Consider the following 18,219-nt stretch of genomic DNA (forward strand, 5'->3'; position numbering starts at 1 on the left):
CGCAGTCAGGGTGAATTTGGTCTGGACTACTTGCCGGCAAAGGCTTTGGCATCAGGCTCCGTGATGGTGTCGTCGCTCATAATCACGAGGCGCTCTACCACGTTGCGCAGCTCCCGGATGTTGCCGCGCCAGTCGAGGCTCTGGAGGTATTTGAGGGCGGCGGCGTCCACTTTCTTGGGCTTGTTGCCGTAGTCCTGAGCAATGTCCTTGAGGAACTTCTCGATGAGGGCCGGGATATCGTCGCGCCGGTCGTTGAGGGCGGGCACCTGAATCAGGATGACGGACAGGCGGTGGTAGAGGTCTTCGCGGAAGTTTTTGTCGGCAATTTCCTGGAGCAGGTTTTTGTTGGTGGCCGCCAGCACGCGCACGTTCACCGAAATTTCCTTCTCGCCGCCCACGCGGGTAATCTTGCTTTCCTGCAACGCGCGCAACACCTTGGCCTGGGCCGAAAGGCTCATGTCGCCGATTTCATCCAGGAACAGCGTGCCGCCATCGGCCTGCTCAAACTTGCCGATGCGCTGCTTCACGGCCGAAGTAAACGAGCCCTTCTCGTGCCCGAACAGCTCCGACTCAATCAGCTCCGACGGAATGGCGGCGCAGTTGACTTCCACCAGCGGACCGCCGGCGCGGTTGCTGAGCTCGTGCAGCTGGCGGGCCACCATTTCCTTACCCGCGCCGTTAGGGCCGGTGATGAGCACCCGGGCATCAGTGGGCGCGACCTTCTCAATGGCTTTGCGCACCGCCGACAGCGCCTCGGAGTCGCCAATCATTTCCGAGTTTTTGGCCAGCTTTTTCTTGAGCGTCTTGTTCTCGGTGCTGAGCTTGGTGGTTTCGGTGCTGAGCTTGCTGTGGTCGAGGGCGTTGCGCACCGTCAGGAGCAGGCGGTTGAGGTCCGGCGGCTTCTGCAGGAAATCGTAGGCACCCTTCTTGGTGGCATCCACGGCCATTTCCACGTTGCCGTGGGCCGATACCATGATGAACGTAGCGCCGGGGGCCAGAATGCGGGCCCGCTCCAGTACCTCAATACCGTCCATCTTGGGCATTTTCACGTCGCAGAGCACCACGTCGTATTTGTCGCGGATGAGCATGTCCAGGCCGGTGGGGCCGTCTTCGGCCTGATCCACCTGGTAGCTTTCGTATTCGAGAATTTCCTTCAGCGTGTGCCGAATGGCCTTTTCGTCGTCGATAATGAGAATGCGGGGCATAAAACAAGGAAGGTGTAGGCCGCGAAAGGTACAAAACGCGCCGCCGAATTGCCGGATTGGGTGCAGCACGGCCGGTCCGGCAGGCGCAGCCTGTCGGGCTGGTTGTCGTAGGCTGACGTTGTTACGGTATCGGGCACGCGTCGTTGTTCTTGCGGCAACCGGCCCGACGGCTTCCAGCCGCCAGACCGGCCGTGCTGCTACCGCAACTCCACCGACTCAACATCCAGATACGGCCGCTCCGTGGAGCCGGAAGTGGTGGCCGGACCAAGCAGAATCTGCAGCACTTCAGCCTGCGCTAAAGGCAGAGATGAGCCAGTGTTGCCAGGGGCATTCATCGGCAGGAAGCTGGGGTAAGGGCGCGGCAGCAGCACCTGCTGCGCCGGCCGGAACGCCGTCAGCGGCACCCGGATTTCCTGCGTGTCGGCCCCTACGGCTACTTCCGCTGCGTAGGCCACCGCGTCGCGGGTGGTGAGCACGAGGCGGACCGGGCCGGCCGCGCCGCCACGTCGGGCGCGTAATACCAGCTCCCGGAAGTTGCCGGCCTCACTGGCCCGCACGGCCAGCCGGTCACCGAAGTAGGCCCGCAAAAAGGCTACGGGCGCGGCCGGGTCGAAGAAGGCGGGCGGACTGGCGGGGGTGGGGGCCTGGAGCAGCCGCAGGGCCAGCCGGCCGCTGCCGGTGGTCACGTAATCCGTCCAGCCAGAGCCGTTGATGCCGCCGGTTTCCACCCGCTGCTGGTCGTGGGCCGCTTCAAATAACGGCAGCGGAGCCCCGGCTGGTACAATGGGGGCTTCCCAGTGGTCCTGGGGGGCGTAATCCCAGTCGCGGGGGCTGCCGGCAAAGCCGCCGGGGAAGGTGGTGGTTTGCTGGTTTTGCTTTACTACCACCCAGTAGCGCAGCAGGCCGGGGTAGAGCAGTTCGGCGGGTACGGTGGCTTCGGCAGTGGTGAGCGTGGGGCGGCGCATGGGAATAGTGCGCGTCCGGCCGTAGAAATGCTGGGCAATCAGCAGCACCGAGTCGGTCGGCTCGGCTCCGGCAATGGTCACCTGAAGCAGGGCCGGCTGCCCGACCGGCAGCTGTGCTGGAGCCGCGTGCATCACCTGAACCGGACCCGGCGTGGCGGCGGGAGCTACGAATTCACCCAGCTTAATGCTGCCCAGTTGGGTTTGCGCGGTGTAGGCCGCCGTGCTTTTGCCCCGGGCTGCCACCACGTACACGCCCGGCCGCAGGGCCGCCATGCCGCCATTGGCCTGGCCCTGGAAGGTGTTGCCCTCGTTCAGGCCGCGCACCGTGAAATCAGCGCCCAGGCCGTGCAAAGCCAGGCGCAGGGGCTGGGTATTCCACGCAATGCGCGTGACGGTCTGGCGCAAAGACGTTTTGGCGAATGGGTCGCGCACCTGAATGGCATCGGGCATCACCTCCAGCCGCCACACGCCGGAAGCCAGCTGGTCGAGGAAGTAGGCGCCTGTGCCCTGGTACTGCACCAGCGGCGAGGAGCCGGTGCCGGCCACGCGGCGCAAAGCGGCGGGCTTGCGCGGGGTGGTAGTGGTGGTGCTGGTGTAGTAAAATTCCTCGGGCGTGTTCAGCTCGCTCAGGCTGTTGCGGTAGCTCACCCGGAAGTTGCCGAACGTGGAATCCTGGGGGTAGGAGGCAAATTGCTGGTTGCGCTTCACCTGCCGGAATACCTTGCCCGCAATGAGCAGACTAATGGCCTTGGCGGGCGTGTAAGCCAGGTTGAGGTAGTGCGTCTGGTACTCGGTATTGGCGTAGGCCAGGGCCAGCGGGTCGTAGGCGAACTGGGTGGCCCACTGCATGCCGGCCGCGCGGAAGCTGCGGGCCATCAGCGGGTACATCACCGGCTGCAGAATATCGGCCGACTCAAACTCGTACACCAGCCGGGGCTTACCGGCAAAGCGCGGGTCGGTGGCATACGGAATCGGGTATTTCTCCACCAGCGGCAGCAGGTTGCCGCGCAGGGTGTGGCCGTTCACCAGCGCCGAGGGGTACCACTGAAACGTGAAGCCCTGCACCGGACTGCTCAGAATGGCGTTGGCCACGGCCGGGCTTTCGGCTAGGTTATAGAAGATGGGCTTTTTGTAGCCCGTGGAGCGCATAGCGGCTACCATGCGCTGCACAAACTCGCTTACTTCGGCCTCGGGCTGGCGGTAGTGGGGCTCGTTGCAGACCTCGTAGGCGATGATGTCGGGATCCTCGCGGTTGAGCAGGCCGGTGTACTGGTTGCGGTGGTTGAGAAACTGGCGCAGGTAGTTTTCCTGGGCCTTCACGGCGCGCGGGTTGTTGTAGGCCCGGCCCTTGGGGTAAACGGCCGAGAAGCCGGTCTGGGCCGTGTCGGGCTCGGGGTAGCCGTTGCCCCAGTAGGCAATGGGCGTGAGCACCGTTTTGATGCCGCGCTGCTTGAGCCGCTGCAGCAAGTAATCGAGCAGGCGCAGGTGTTCGTTTTCCAGCACGTTGCCCAGGGTATCCGTGATTTCCACGTCCCAGACGTGAACCCGGAATGCGTCGATGCCCAGCCGGGAAAGGTGGTACACGTCCTGGTCGATGCCCTGCTCGGGCGTGACGCCCAGGCGGCGGTGGGCCCGGTAGGAGTGGGCGAAGGGCGTGGTGTAGTTGACGCCGAATAGGGCCACTTCCTGCTTCGAGCCCTGCCAGCGCAGCACTCCGGCCGCATCCACATACACATCAGCGGTTTTGGGCGGGGCTTTCTGGGCGAAGGCGGGAAGGGAAATCAATAGTACCAGCAGCCAGCCGAAGCCAGCCAGCACCAGCGACCAGCGGCGGGCGTCGCCGGGCACTACACGTATCAGATCAGACATTATGCAAACGTTTGTGTACACGAAATAACACTATTTAACCCGATTTTGCGGAGCAGGCTCCGGTCCGGCGGCTTTTTTCAGCCGTCGGGCCGGTTACCATGTGAACGAGGTGACCGTGAATAAAAAGACGTGTCCTATGCGCTTACGACGACCGGCCCGACGGCTGAAAAGAGCCGCCGGACCGGAGCCCAGGCCACTCGCTCCCCATCCTCCGCAACCGGGGATAGGCAGCAACCAAAACGGCCGCCGCACCCGAAGATGCGGCGGCCGTTTGAGGTGGCGTGATGAGTCTGTAAGCCGGGTTTTGTCCGCCCGCCCGAGGGCAAGCGGCCCCACCATTTATCTAGGCCCGAACTTGCGCGCGGGCTCCATCAACCTACCCGCCAGCGCCGGACGAGCCGCCCGGTGCGCCCCCCGAAAGGGCCGCGTACTGGCTTATTTGGTCTTTCAACCCCTGAGGTTTACCCAGCCGGACTGGTCACCCAGCCGCTGGTGCGCTCTTACCGCACCTTTTCACCCTTACCAAAGGTGATTTAGCGACTTAGTGATTTAGTGAGTTCCCAGAACGACAACTCACTAATTCGCTAAATCACCATTTCACTGCTTGGCGGTACTTTTCTGTGGCACTGGCTGTCCTGGTTCACTTTACGCTTACCAGTCCTTCCCGTTAGGAAGCAGGGTGCTCTGCGTTGCCCGGACTTTCCTCGTCGCCATTCTTGCGTTTGGCGCCGCGGTGGGGCGACCCATCACTGCGGGCAAAGGTACACAAAGAAGTCTTACTGATGCGGAATGACCGGCTAGTAATCCGTCGGAATGTCCAACAGGCGCGGAACGCTCCACTGTGCTGGGGCCAAAAAGAAATAGCCGCACACTATCGGGAACACCAGCGTGACTGCCAGGGTAAGCCCGTGCACCAGCACCACTAGTGCAGAAGGCAAGGGCAGGAGGTTGGCCAGCAGCGCCACCCCCGCAGGCAGCAGCACGCAGGTACCCAGGTAGAAGAAAGGCGGTGCCAACGCGTACATGCGGCCGGCTCGTTTCCACTTCACCAGCGGGCCAACCAGCGCCAGAACGGTGAGGACGAGGCCCAGCGTCCACTCTGTGGAGTTGAGAGGCAAGCTGCCAGCCGTGGCATAGGTACACCCCACCCAAACGGCCAGGCTCGGCAGAAACAGGAAAAACAAGATCAGACCCATTGATACATCAGTTGGCTTACTTCCCCTCCCACACGTTGTCCTTGGGGTAGCTGTCGGGCACGAGGGTGGCACCCAGCTTCACATGCTTCACGGCTTTGGTGGTGGCTACGGGTACCGTCACGGTTTTCGCGCCCTGTTCCCACACCCCGATGGTGCGGTGCAGCTTCTCGGTGGAGTTGTCCTGGTAGGTTACCGTCAGGTCCACGGGCACGGGTTTGGTGCCTTTGGCTTCCACTACCACGTCGTAGCCAGCCGACGTTTTCTGTACCTGCCGGATGGCCAGGTCGGGGTAGCCGCCGTCAAAAAACCAGCGCTGCCAGAACCAGTTGAGGTTGCGGCCGGACCCGGCGTTCATCGAGTTGAAAAAATCGTAGGGCATGGGGTGCTTGCCGTTCCACTGGCGGATGTAGGTGTGCAGCGCCTTGGTGAACAGCTCGTCGCCCAGCAAATCCTTCACGTAGAGGTAGCCCAGGCCCGGCTTGGGGTAGGAGTTGAGGAAGAAGGGCGTACCCGTCTGCTGGGTGCTGAGCGTGACGATGGGCAGATCCGCCTCGGTATCGGCGGCGGCGGCGTAGGGGGCAATGCCGTAGTCGTCGTCCAGCTTGGGGTCGATGATGCCCGAAATCAGCCACTCGCCGATGGTGGCCCAGCCCTCATCCATCCAGCCGTACTTGGTTTCGTTGATGCCCATGTAGAACGGGAACATCGTGTGGAAAATCTCGTGGTCGGTGAGCGTAATGGCGTCCTCGCGGGTGCTGGTGGGGTTATCGTTCACCATCATCGGATACTCCATCTGGTCCAGCCCGTCGAAGATGGTTTCGTGGGCGTAGGGGAAGGGCCACTTGGGGAAGGTGTAGCTCATGGCCTCCACCGTCTGGCGGGCGAAGTGGACTACCTCCTCGTAATCCTTGTGGGCGGGGTTGTACACGGCATCCACGCGGGTGCGGCGCTTGGTGGCGGGGTCTACCACCAGGCTGCTGGCCTGCCACACGTAATGGTCGGTAGTGGCGAAGGCGAAGTCGGTCACATTCTTCGCCTCGAAGTGCCAGGTGTTCTGGGCGGCGGGGGCCGTCAGGTCTTTGGCCTTAAGGTCGGCGGCGGTGATGATGGGGGTAACGCCGTCCTTGGTTTCGGCCTCGCGCAGGCGCTGGGCGTATTTTTTGCCCAGCACTTTGTCGGCGTTGGTCAGGTCGCCGGTGGCCCACACCACGAAGTTGCGGGGCACGGTGATGTCGGCCGAGAAGTTGGCGAAGTCGTTGTAGAACTCCTGGCTGCCGAGGTAGGGGTTGCGGTTCCAGCCGTCGATGTCGTCGTACACGGCTACGCGGGGGAAGAAGTACGCCACGAAATCAGCCCCTGGCTCCACCTCGCCGGTGCGCATGTGGGAGCCTTTGTTGAGGGTGTAGCTGTAACTGACGGAAATCTGGGCTGTTTGCTTGGCACCAATAGCCCGACGCAACGGCACCGTCAGGTTGGTAAAATCAGCCTTGAGCTTGGCCACGTCCACGGGCTGGCCGTTGATGGTGAGCTTCTCCAGCTTCATGCCTTCGCCCACGTCCTCGGGGCTCATGCCGCCGGCTCGGGGCGCGCCTTTCTTGTAGAGGTTCGGGTAGAGCTTAAACCACAGCTGCCGCAGGGAATCGGGGCTTTGGTTGTGGTAGGCAATGTCCGCGGTGCCCTTCACCAGCCGCGTGGTAGGGTCGAAGCTGACTTTGATGGCGTAGTCGGCCGAGTTCTGCCAGTAATTGGGGCCGGGCTGGCCGGTGGCGGAGCGGGTACCTTTGGCATATGTGGCCTGAAGGTTGCGCGGCACGGGCAGCTGCTGGGCCGCCAAGGATAAGGGGAGGAGAGAAGCGGCGAGAAGCGCGGAGAATTTCATGCGGAAAAGTTACTGCCAAAGAAAGTGAAGGTGGTGCCGGATGCGTTGCTGAAGACTATCTGGCATTTCCCGCGCGTGGCGTTGTAAGGCTGCTTCAACTATTTGATGTCGTCTGAGTTTTTCAGCCGTAGTATCAACAGACACGATATACTCTGCTGATCCGCACCTGGCTAGCTTTAAATCAAGTGGCGTAACGCGGTGTTTACTCTTGATAAAGTACACTGGGGAACCATGGGAGCGGTTCCGCTGACGTATCGAAATCAGTCCTGTATAAGTAGCCGATGTGGCTGCTGGAGAGAAGCTGTAAGCTTTAATAAAATTATACCGTTTGTCGTAGTCGCATTTATCACTGCTCTGCTTCCCTACAAACCGTTTGAGTCGCCACAGCTGAATCTGATTGAGCCCAAGTTGTTTCGGGGAAAATTTGGAATGGTGATACCTATTCGTACATCCTGGGAGAGTGTAACTTAATGCTGTACAAAATATCAAGATGTATATGGAGCGAGTAGCCATGAAAAGAGAAGATATGATTAACGAATCTGCCCCGGAAAGCTACTAATCAATAGCTTTCCGGGGCAGATGTAATTCCAGTCAAATCTACTTAAGCCGCACCAGCGTGGCACCGTAGCCGAACTTCTCCTTCTTCGAGTCCTCGAAGAACTTAATGTCGCGGTTGCGGCTGAGCAGCTTGTGCAACTCCTTGCGCAGGGTGCCGTTGCCGGAGCCGTGGATGAACACGATTTCGTGCATGTTGGTGGCCAAAGCGCGGCTCAGGGTATCCTCGAAGGCTTCGAGCTGGAGCTTGAGGATAGCCGTGTTGCTCATGCCCTCGGCACCTTCCGGCAGCAGGGCTTCCAGGTGCAGATCTACCTCGTGGGGCGGAGCTACAATGGCCTTAGCGGGCTCGGGGACCGGGGCCACGGCGGCGGGCTTGGCAGGGGCGTTGCCGGTGAGCTGGGCCTTGAGGGTCTCGGCCAGTTTTTCGGGGGCAATAACTACCGGGGCGGCGGGCTTCTCATCCAGCTGGAACAGGTAGGCCTCGCGCTGAAGCACCGGCACGTTGGGCTGGCGGCTGGTGTAGAAGCTGGCGGCCTTGAACTGCATCCGTTTGGTGAGCAGCTCGAAAGCCTCCGCGCCGTTGAACTGGTAGGGCAGCAGCTGCACTACGGCCGCCGGCCACTGGTCGAAGTCCTTGAGGTGCCAGTGGCCTAGGGCCGGGCTGGCGGCCTTGGCTTCCAGCTTTTCGGCCTTCAGGGCGCGGTACTTGCCCTGGCGCTCCTCGCCGAAGGTATAGAGCACGTCCCGCTCGGTGTGGTTGACCAGGTGCAGGGCCAGCAGCTCCGGCGACTGGTGGGTGAGGGCCAGGTACAGGCCTTTCTGTACAGGCGGGGCCATCGTCTTATCGGCTTTCACCGGGGCCGGGCCTTCCGATTTGGCGGGTTGCGGGGCGGTTGTGGGATTGCCGGAGGCCTTGGCGGCGCGGGCCGCGTGGGCCGCGCCGGTGGCGGCGGCTTTCTTCTCGGAGGCAATGGCGGCGGCACTCTGGCCGAAAGCCTTGGTTTCTTCGGCGGCTACTACCACTACTTCGCGGCGCAGCACCGGAATGGTGAAATCGTTATCAATGGCTACTTCCACCAGCTCATCGCTAAGCAGGCGGGTTACAATGCCTTCTTCGCGCCCGGTGAGCAGGCGTACACGGTCTCCAACGTTCATATCAACGGAAAGTAAAATGCGGGGGGAATAGAGAAAAACAAAGGTACGGGCAATTTGGCCCGCGCCGGTACCGCTGTACGCAGTAGCCCATCCGCCGGATTAATAGTAGAGGCCGTGGGCTACGAAACCGCGCCGCTGGTTCCACTCTAGGGCGGGGGCGGGCAGGTGAAAGATGCTGGCTACGTAAAACACCCGTTTCAGCAGCTTACTGCGGGTCGGAATCCGGCGCAGGTCCACGTCCAGGCTCAGGTAGTACTGGCGGTAGGCGCGCAGGCCCAAGGCCGCGTTGGCGGCGGGGTCGTTGAACACCATCTGTTGGGCCCCGTAGCCCAGGGCCGGTTGCAGCCAGCGGGGCCAGCGCGAGGTAGCCGGGAGCCAGGCCCCCACGTCGGCGCAGAGCCAGTAGGTTTGCCCGTTGTAATCCTTGAGGTGCTTTTCGGCCAGGCTGCGGCCCAGCACGTTGGGGCGTAGGGCGGAGTAGCGGGTAGTATGGAAGGTGTACTTAGGCATTAGGCGCACCTCGCCCCATGCCAGCTGCTGCCCGACCAGGCCGGCCGAGCCCAGGAAGTTGGCTGCCAGGTCTGTGGCGGAGGCGCCGTACTGCGGGTCACGGCCGTCGAGCAGCTCGATGGGGCTTTGCAGCAGAAACCCCACGAACCCGCCGTACCAGGTGGCGCGGCGGTCGGGCACGCCGGCCCAGCGCAGCATATCCACGGCCCCCCGGCTCTCGTGAAAGGCCCCCCAGAAGTGCCCCACCTTGTCCATCTGCTTCCACTCGGGCAGGTCATTGAACCAGTGAAACCGGCTCCGCTCACCCGTGTACCAACCCTGGCTGAGCAGGTACATGGTAGCCGAGTACGACACCACCAGCCCACCCGCCAGTACCGGCAGCCGCTGGTTGAGGCGGCCGGGCGGCGTGGCTGCCGAGTCGGGGAGGGGCACGGCTAGGGGCACCTGCGCCTGGGCCGGCCGGCTGCCCCATAGCGCCAGGGCCAGCAGCGCAGCCCAGCGGGTAACAAGCGAAAAGCGGCAGAACGACCAGACCACGGGGTACAGGAAAATCAAATTAAAAAGAGCTTAAAGCTACAAGAAAAGCCGCTGTTGACTTGGTGGTGTGTGAGTGGTTACCTTATCTTTAATGCCCCCTTGCGCCGTATTGACCAGCTGAACCGTTGATAGAGTCAATATAGCATCAAAGGTCCGAATCGTTTCCTTAAATTCCCAACTCCTTTTTTTCATGACAAGACTTCGACTTTTGCTGAGTCTGGTGGCGTTGCTGGCCGGAATACCGGTTTTGCGGGCGCAGGTAGTCACCACCCAGCCCTCCCCGTTTCTGGCCAGCCAGGCCGTTACCATTACCTATAATGCCACCCAGGGTAACGCAGCACTAGCCAACTTCACCGGCGACGTGTACATCTGGACCGGCGTGGTGATTGACCGACCCACCGGCACCCAGTGGACCAACGTAAAAAGCCCCAGCTTCAACCAGGCTGACCCCGCCGCAAAAATGACGCGGGTAAGCGCCAACGTGTACACCATCACGTTTACGCCCAACACGTTTTATCCCATTCCGGCGGGCACCACTATCTACCGCCTGGGTATGATTTTCAAGAATGCCGACGGTAGCCTAGTGGGCCGCGGCCCCGATGGCGACATCTACGTGGATGTGGCCCAGAACCAGTTTGATCTGCGCTTTACTGCTCCAACGGGCCCTGGGGCCACGTTTGTGCCTCTGAACACGCCTACCACGGTCACCGGTACTTCCGCCGTGCCCGCCACGCTCACGCTGTCGTTGAACGGCACCCAGGTGGCGCAGCAAAATAACGCCACCAGCATCAGCACCAGCGTAACGCTTACCCAGGCCGGTGCCAACACGGTGCGCCTGACAGCTACCAATGGCACTTCCACCGCCTCCTCCGACCTCGTGCTGCAAACCCGCCCGGCCGTGACACTGGCTGCGCTGCCCGCCGGAGCCAAGCGCGACGGCGTGACCTATATCAACAACGGTACCTCGGCCATCCTGAGCCTGACGGCCCCCAACAAGCAGTTCATCCATGCCATTGGAGAGTTCAACAACTGGACCGCCAACGAGGCTTCGTATATGAAGCGCACGCCCAACGCCGCCGGTACCGCCGCCGACAACTCGGTGGATGGCCGCTGGTGGGTGCAGATTGACGGCCTGACCGCCGGTCGGGAATATGCTTATCAGTTTCAGGTAGATGGTGGCCTGCGCGTGCCGGACCCCTTCACCGAAAAGGTGCTTGACCCCAACAACGACCGGTTCATTACCGCTACCACCTACCCCAACCTGAAGGCCTACCCAACCGGCCAGACCACCGGCATCGTATCGGTGCTGCAAAGCAACGCGCCCGGCTACACGTTCCAGACCACCAATTTCCAGCGCCCCAAGAAAGAGGATATGGTGGTGTACGAGCTGCTGCCCCGCGACTTCATTGCCCGCCACGACTACCAGACGCTGGTGGATACGCTGGCGTACCTGCAACGTCTAGGCGTAAACGTCATCGAGCTGATGCCGGTGAACGAGTTTGAGGGCAACGAGAGCTGGGGCTACAACACCTCGTTCTACTTTGCTCCCGACAAATACTACGGCCCCAAAAACGACCTGAAGCGCTTCATTGATGAGTGCCACCGCCGCGGTATGGCCGTGGTGCTGGACATGGTGCTCAACCAGTCGTTCGGGCAGAGCCCTATGGTGCAGATGTACTTTGAGGATGGTAACCCTTCCACTTCCAACCCCTGGTTTAACCGTACCGCTACCCACCCCTTCAACGTGGGCTACGATTTCAACCACGAAAGCGCCTTCACCCGCTACTTCAGCAAGCGCGTAATGGAGTTCTGGCTGAAAGAATACAACATCGACGGCTACCGCTTCGACCTCAGCAAAGGCTTCACTCAGAAAGTGACAACTGATGTCGGAACCTGGAACCAGTACGACCAGTCGCGGGTGAATATCTGGAAAGACTACCGGGATTTCCTGGTGAGCACCGATGCCACATCCTACTCGATTCTGGAGCATTTGGGCAATAACGACGAGGAGAAAGTACTGTCGGACATGGGCCTGATGTTGTGGGGCGAAATGAATGCCCCGTACAATGAAGCCACTATGGGCTACCACGACGGGGGAAAATCTAACTTCAGCGGGGGCTACTACCGCCAGCGCGGCTGGGACCAGCCCAACCTGATTTCCTTCATGGAAAGCCACGACAAGGAGCGGCTGATGTATAAGAACGTGGCGTTTGGTAATTCCTCAGGCTCGTACTCGGTAAAGAACCTGCCAACTGCTCTCAAGCGCCAGGAAATGGCGGCGGCCTTCTTCTTCCCGGTACCCGGTCCGAAAATGATCTGGCAGTTCGGCGAAGTCGGGTACGACCAATCTATTTCCACCTGCTCCGATGGTACGGTTCCGGCTCCTTATGATGTAGAAGGCCCGTGCAAGCTGGCCAATAAACCCATCCTCTGGAACTACTACCAGAACGCTGACCGCCGCCGTCTGTATGACGTATACCGCAGCCTGATTACGCTCAAAACCCAGGAGCCTGCGTTTGAGAATCCGGCCAGCTTCACCCAGAACCTGAACGGCGCGGTAAAAACCATGCACCTCACCGACCCCCGCCTGAACGTGACCATCGTGGGTAACTTCGATGTGCAGACGGCCACGGTGGTGCCTGACTTCCAGGCCGCCGGTACCTGGTATAACTACCTCACTGGCGAGGCTGTTACGGTTACCAATACCACTGCCCCACTCACGCTGGCTCCCGGCCAGTACGCCGTGTACACCTCGCGCCGCATTGCCATTCCGGCCGGTACGGTGCTGAGCAGCAAAACCCGCCGCGAGGCTCTGGCTCTGCAACTGACGGCCGCGCCCAACCCGGCTGGTGCCAGCGCTCAGCTCCGCTACACCCTGCCTCAGGCCGGTACAGTACAGGTTACAGTGAGCAACCTGCTGGGCGCTACCGTACAGACCCTGCCCGCTACCCGCCAGGCCGCCGGCAACCGGGAGCTGGAGCTGCCGCTCAGCAACCTGAGCAATGGCGTGTATCTGGTGCGCCTGACCACGGGCGAACAGCAGCAGACCGTCCGGTTGGTTGTGCAGCACTAGGCAGCTACTACCACCGAACGCAAAAAGCGGCCGTCCTGCACAGGACGGCCGCTTTTTGCGTTCGGTGGTGTTACGACCCCCAGCCGGGGTTCCGGCAACGCTTACTTGATGTTTTCCTCGTGGTAGGCCACCAGATCATCAATGGGGGAACGAATGATTTTGCCCACCTCCATATTGTGGCTGCGTGCTACCTGCGTGAGGGCGTCGCGGAAGTTGTAGCCCACCGACCCGATGCAGTTGAACGTGTAGTCCTGGTAGTTGGGGTAGTGCCGGACGATGTTATCGAAGAACGTCTCGAAACCCTGCACCACAATGTCGCGGCAGTAGCTGATGTTGTTGTGGTCGTAGGTAAACTTGGCGAAGCTGGCCAGAAACCGGTTGGGTAGCGGCTGGTTATAGAGCCGGTCCAGAATCTCGTCGCGGGTGAGCTTGAACTCCTCCTGGAATATCTCCTGCAACCCATCGGGCAACAGGCCCCGCAGGTAGTCGCGCAGCAGCCGCTTGCCAATGAATGAGCCGGAGCCCTCATCACCGAGGAAATAGCCCAGCGAATCCACGTTGTACGTGATTTTCTCGCCGTCGTAGAGGCAGGAGTTGGTGCCCGTGCCCAGAATGGCCGCGAAGCCCGGCTTGTTGCCCAGCAGCGCGTGGGCCGCCGCCAGCAGATCCTCGGCTACGTAGGCGTTGGCATTAGGAAAAGTTTCGCGCATGGCGGCGGCTACCCGCTCGGCCTTTTCCGCGTTGTGTACGCCCGCCCCATAGTAATACACCTTGGTGACCTCCTGCCGGGGCAGGTTGTCGGGCAGGTTCTTATCAAGCGAAGCCGCAATGGCGGCGGTGCTCATAAAGTCGGGGTTGTATCCTTCGGTGTTGAAGTATACCCGGTTGCCAGTAGCATCGAGTTGGCACCAGTTGCTCTTGGTCGAGCCGCCGTCGGCAATAAGAATCATATCAGGTCGGAAAAGTGAAGAAAAGGAAGTGTTCGGTTACTACCACACAAGGTGATATGAAACGCAAGTTCCACAGTTATTGGCAACGAAACACAAAAAAAAACCGGTGATAGAAAATTGCATTGACCAGAGAGGAACACGATAAAAGCCGACTGTTTATAACACGGCTAATAAAAATTGTGAGTGAGTACTTAATATGTCCATAACCAATAGGTATTCAGCTGCGTAGATTTTGTACTTTTAATCAGTTGCCGGACCTGCCGGTCACGCGCAGGATTTTTTAACCCCTCATTTTCTCCTACATCCTATGAAAAGACCCTTTACTCTGGCTGCCCTTGGGCTTCTTACCGCCACGTCGTTTTCGGCCAGTGCCCAAATTGTGCTCGATGGCAAAGTAACAGCCACCGAAATCGGAACCGGCACTAACCGGTATCAGTTGGCCAGCACCTACACTGGTACACACTCGGTGGCTGGTAAAGGACTACAGTCGCTGTACGTTGGCGCCAGCAGCACGAAGCTCTACGTGATGATAGTAGGCTCCGCCGAAACGGCCACCGATTACCCCGGCTATGTAGTTTATCTGAATGTGCCGGGTAAAGCAGGAGTAGCTGCCGGTACTCAGCTAAAAGGCGGCTCAGCCGGTGACAGCCCTCTTAAGCACACCCCTACAATGGACATGGAAACGGACTATGGGGTGCGTGCTACCCTGTCGCCTTCCAATATGACCGATGTGTACTACAGCTTTGTTGACTACACCAGTGGCAATGCAGCCCCAGTTGCGGATAGCTACCAGGGCGCCGGCAAAAAAGATGGCACAGCCCTGACTTTCTCCACTGCAACGGGACCTTTTACCGGTACGCGAGTGGCCTTGGTGAAATCAGCTGACCTGACAGCCGCAACCACTGCCGGCGCTGGTCTGGAGATGGAGTTCGATTTAGCCGCTATGGGCCTGACCACTACCAGCCAGATTAACCTGATGGTCGGCTACGTAAAAGACGGTGGTGCTTTCACCTCCGATGTGCTACCGCAGGTAGTTGGCCAAACGACAGACCTGGGTTCGTCGCCTAACTTTTCGACTCTGACTGGCCGGCAAAATGTCACGTACAACCTGAGCACAGGGATTCTGGCTAACCGCAATGCCATTGCTTCCGCACTGAAATTCAACGTGTACCCCAACCCTAGCGGCGGCACAACCCAGGTAACCTACCAGGTGCCCGGTGGGCAGCAAGAGGTGGAAATGGAAGTGTTTAATTCCCTGGGTCAGCGCGTGCGTCAGCTGAATCTGGGTCGGCGTAGCGGTACGCAGGTGCAGCCGTTGGAAGCGCTTCAGGCCGGTTCCTACTTCGTGAAACTACGAGTAGGTGACCAGACCACGGCCCAGCAGTTATCCGTGCTGTAACAACAACACTGCGACTCCCTCGCTTAGTTGATGTCTTAAAAGGAAAAAGGCCACACCATTTCTGGTGTGGCCTTTTTCCTTTTAAGACATCAACTAAGATGAACTTGTAGGAGCTTACTTATTGATGGTATAAGCGTAGTTGCCTTCGCCTTTGCTGAGGTCCAACGTAATAGTGTAGGTGCCGGCACCCGGGCTTGCAATGTTGTCGCCTTTGTAATCGGGCTTGCCATCAGCGGGTAATTTGTCCCCCATGTCAATATCCCAGGCATTGTTAGCGCGGAATTTCAACTCTGCACCGGCTTTCAAAGTGGTAGTAACCGTCCACACCCCTTTGGTGACATCATACGTCATGGGCGTTTCCGTGTTCCAGTCGCCAGGAGTAGCAGAACCAATGATGGCCCAAGCAGTCTTGGTGTACGAGTACTTCAGGTTTTTGAGGTCTACATTGAAGCGGTAATAACCTGCGCCAACCACTTCAATATCTGCACCTTTAGCCTTCAGGCCGCTACCAGTACCATCATCACCAAAGTCATTATCCCAGTTGGGCGCAGGAGTAAACTTGAATTTGGTAGAAGCGTCTGCGAAGTTTATGTAACCCTCGTATTTATCGTCGCTTTTCTCCGAAGCCAAGAACGGCGCTTTGTCTGGAGCCCAGCCTTGGTGGCTGCCGGGTACGTAAATCTGCGGATACAGAATGAACTCTGAGTAAGGCGTTGCAGTGATGGTGCTGGCTCCTGAATAAGTGGGAGCAACTACCGAGCTCACGCTCGACTTTACCCGCACATCAACTTGGCCGGCATTGCCTGCTGCCATACCCAGCTTGAGCAACACATTGTTCAGCTCCGAAGTGGTAATCACTTTAGTCGTGGAACTGCCAGCTTCTATTTCAATCGGAGCAGCAAAAGTTCCGCCTTTCTTATCGAACTGCAGCGTATAAGAAACGGCGGCCTGGTAACCATAGGTAGTAGGAGCCCATGTATAGGTTATGGCATTCTTGGCCGCGTCAGCCTGCAACAGCACAACTGATGCGGTGCTGGCTGTTAATGCTGAAGCCGTAGCTGGCTCCATAGTTACTTTCTCCTCATCCTTCTCGCACGAAGCAAGCAGAACGGTAGCCGCCAAACCCAGGCCGGCCAGTTTGGTAATGAATGTTGTCATGGTAAGCGGGAATTTTGGAAGTGAAGATGTATCGCCGTAAACCGGGAACCAGCCAAGCTGGTTCCCGGAATGGCATACGCACTGAACTAGTAGCCTGGATTCTGCTTCAGGTTCTGATTAACAGACAAATCGGCGGCCGGAATAGGGAAGATGTTCCGGAAGCTTTCCACGCCGCGCCCAGCTGCTACGCCGCCTTTGAAAGGCCACACGTAGGTGCTGGTGGTAAACTGGTTGAAGCGAACCAAATCGGTGCGGCGGTAGCCTTCCCAGTGTAGCTCGCGGCCACGCTCGTCCAGCAAGAACTGCTCGGTCATCTGAGCAGCCGTGATGGCACTGCCGGGCTGGTCATTGAAAGCCCGGGCCCGAATCTGGTTCACGTACGTCAGGGCCAGGTTAAGGTCGCCGGTGCCACCACGTTTAACTGCTTCGGCATAGGTCAGCATCACCTCCGCCAGACGGATCATGGGGAAGTCAACACTTGAGAAGTTCTGAGAGCCACCCTGGGCCACGTCGGCAGAATTGACGTTGCGGAATTTTACCACGCCGTAACCTTCCTCAAACTCATAGAGGTTGGCAATTTCCAGCGGCCGGTTGCTACCGTCTGCTTTCTTCACCCAGAACCGGCCGCGCGTGTCACGCGTGGTATCGGAGGTAATTCCTCCGCCCGGGGTCTGGAATAGATTAAATAGGTTTTTCGTGGCGCGCACGCCACCCCAGCCGGTCGTCATGCCTACGCGGCGCTGCCAGTTGCTGGCAGAACCTGTTGCCCCGTTCACTAGGAACGTAGTGCCGCCGTAGCTCTGGGTGTTATTTACATCGAACACTACCGGCCAGATAATTTCGTTACGAGCCGGGGTCGTATTGTTGTCAGCCAGGAACAGGCGGCCATACTGCGAAGCATTGCTGCTGGCCGTTTTGGCGAGCGAATACCCGGCATCGATTACCTTCTTAGCCTGCGTAGCGGCATCGGTGTAGCGGGCAGTACCCGTGTACACTTGGGCATTCAGATACAGGCGGGAAAGCATGGCCCAGGCGGCGGCTTTGTCTACGTGACCGTAGCCGCCGGCGCGTGGTTCAGCGAAATCAGCGTCGGTGCTCAGAGCCGTCAGCTCCTTTTCCACGTACTCAAACAGCTGCTGGCGCGTGGCGTATACCGGCCGCTCAAAGCCCACGGCATTGGCTTCCGTCACGAACGGGCCGTTGCCGAATAGGTCCAGCGCGTGCATGTAGGATACGGCACGCAGGAAGCGGGCTTCAGCCCGGAACCGCCGGGCGGCAGTAACATCGGCAGCTGAGAGACGGGAAGAAAGTTTCTCGTCGGATGCTTCACGGATGAACTCGTTGCAGGCCGCAATTTCAAAATAGATACGGCTGTACAAACCCCGGATCAGCGGATTGCTGGAATCCCAGTTCATATTGTGCCAGTCGCGGATACCCGGGTCATTCCAAACGATGGTCGCCTCGTCGGTGGTCACTTCCTGGGCGCTCCAGTACTGACGCAGGTAGTCGGAAGTGCCTTCGTCGATGCCATTGATGTCGCCTTGGCCAGCGGGACCCTGCTGGCCGGTAACGGCGAAGCCACCATAAAGCTTGGCCAGTACCTGCTGGTACCCGTTCAGGTCAACATATACCTTGTCGGGCGTTACTTCGAAGCGGGGCTCCTGGTCCAGCTCCTTCATGCAGGAAGTGGTACCCGTGGTGAGGGCCAAGCCGGCTGTTACGGCAACCAGGCTGCGGATTAGTGTGTGGTTCATGGGTGGGAATA

Annotated in this window: 11 protein-coding genes and 1 other RNA gene; 2 read left to right on the forward strand and 10 right to left on the reverse strand. The window is 59.5% G+C overall.

Features of this window, described 5'->3' with window-relative positions:
- Nucleotides 1-26: 26 nt before the first annotated feature.
- The 7 genes from EI293_RS10730 to EI293_RS10760 form a co-directional block, all read right to left on the reverse strand.
- On the reverse strand, nt 27-1,205 hold the full coding sequence (locus EI293_RS10730; protein WP_125437436.1) for a sigma-54-dependent transcriptional regulator: 1,179 nt from the start codon (nt 1,203-1,205) through the stop codon (nt 27-29).
- A 197-nt stretch (nt 1,206-1,402) separates the two neighbouring features.
- Entirely contained in the window at nt 1,403-4,039 is a 2,637-nt protein-coding gene (locus EI293_RS10735; RefSeq protein WP_125437438.1) for a membrane or secreted protein, read from the reverse strand.
- Nucleotides 4,040-4,316: 277 nt separating this feature from the next.
- An RNA gene (gene rnpB, locus EI293_RS10740) (RNase P RNA component class A) lies at nt 4,317-4,789 on the reverse strand.
- A gap of 47 nt (nt 4,790-4,836) precedes the next feature.
- A complete protein-coding gene (locus EI293_RS10745; RefSeq protein WP_125437440.1) occupies nt 4,837-5,235 on the reverse strand; it encodes a hypothetical protein in 399 nt (132 codons plus the stop codon).
- A 16-nt stretch (nt 5,236-5,251) separates the two neighbouring features.
- Nucleotides 5,252-7,114: a M1 family metallopeptidase gene (locus EI293_RS10750; protein ID WP_125437442.1), complete on the reverse strand. Its 1,863-nt coding sequence runs from the start codon at nt 7,112-7,114 to the stop codon at nt 5,252-5,254.
- Nucleotides 7,115-7,711: 597 nt separating this feature from the next.
- Nucleotides 7,712-8,827, reverse strand: a complete 1,116-nt coding sequence (locus tag EI293_RS10755; RefSeq protein WP_125437444.1) for a Smr/MutS family protein — start codon at nt 8,825-8,827, stop codon at nt 7,712-7,714.
- Between the two features lie 99 nt (nt 8,828-8,926).
- Complete coding sequence (locus EI293_RS10760) at nt 8,927-9,892, reverse strand: DUF2279 domain-containing protein (RefSeq protein ID WP_246010612.1); 966 nt, start codon at nt 9,890-9,892, stop codon at nt 8,927-8,929.
- Between the two features lie 172 nt (nt 9,893-10,064).
- Between EI293_RS10760 and EI293_RS10765 the strand changes: the two genes are divergently transcribed.
- On the forward strand, nt 10,065-12,947 hold the full coding sequence (locus tag EI293_RS10765) for a DUF4961 domain-containing protein (RefSeq protein ID WP_125437446.1): 2,883 nt from the start codon (nt 10,065-10,067) through the stop codon (nt 12,945-12,947).
- Nucleotides 12,948-13,048: 101 nt separating this feature from the next.
- Here EI293_RS10765 and EI293_RS10770 read toward each other — a convergent pair whose 3' ends face one another.
- On the reverse strand, nt 13,049-13,897 hold the full coding sequence (locus EI293_RS10770) for an N-acetylglucosamine kinase (protein WP_125437448.1): 849 nt from the start codon (nt 13,895-13,897) through the stop codon (nt 13,049-13,051).
- 307 nt (nt 13,898-14,204) lie between these two features.
- Here EI293_RS10770 and EI293_RS10775 point away from each other — a divergent pair, with 307 nt between their 5' ends.
- The gene (locus EI293_RS10775; RefSeq protein WP_125437450.1) at nt 14,205-15,296 is read left to right on the forward strand and encodes a T9SS type A sorting domain-containing protein; all 1,092 of its coding nucleotides are present in this window, start codon (nt 14,205-14,207) and stop codon (nt 15,294-15,296) included.
- A gap of 114 nt (nt 15,297-15,410) precedes the next feature.
- Here EI293_RS10775 and EI293_RS10780 read toward each other — a convergent pair whose 3' ends face one another.
- On the reverse strand, nt 15,411-16,454 hold the full coding sequence (locus EI293_RS10780; RefSeq protein ID WP_125437452.1) for a SusE domain-containing protein: 1,044 nt from the start codon (nt 16,452-16,454) through the stop codon (nt 15,411-15,413).
- An 86-nt stretch (nt 16,455-16,540) separates the two neighbouring features.
- Entirely contained in the window at nt 16,541-18,208 is a 1,668-nt protein-coding gene (locus EI293_RS10785) for a RagB/SusD family nutrient uptake outer membrane protein (protein WP_125437454.1), read from the reverse strand.
- Nucleotides 18,209-18,219: the final 11 nt, after the last annotated feature.

It is taken from the genome of Hymenobacter perfusus (assembly GCF_003944765.1).
In the GTDB taxonomy this organism is placed as follows: Bacteria; Bacteroidota; Bacteroidia; order Cytophagales; family Hymenobacteraceae; genus Hymenobacter; species Hymenobacter perfusus.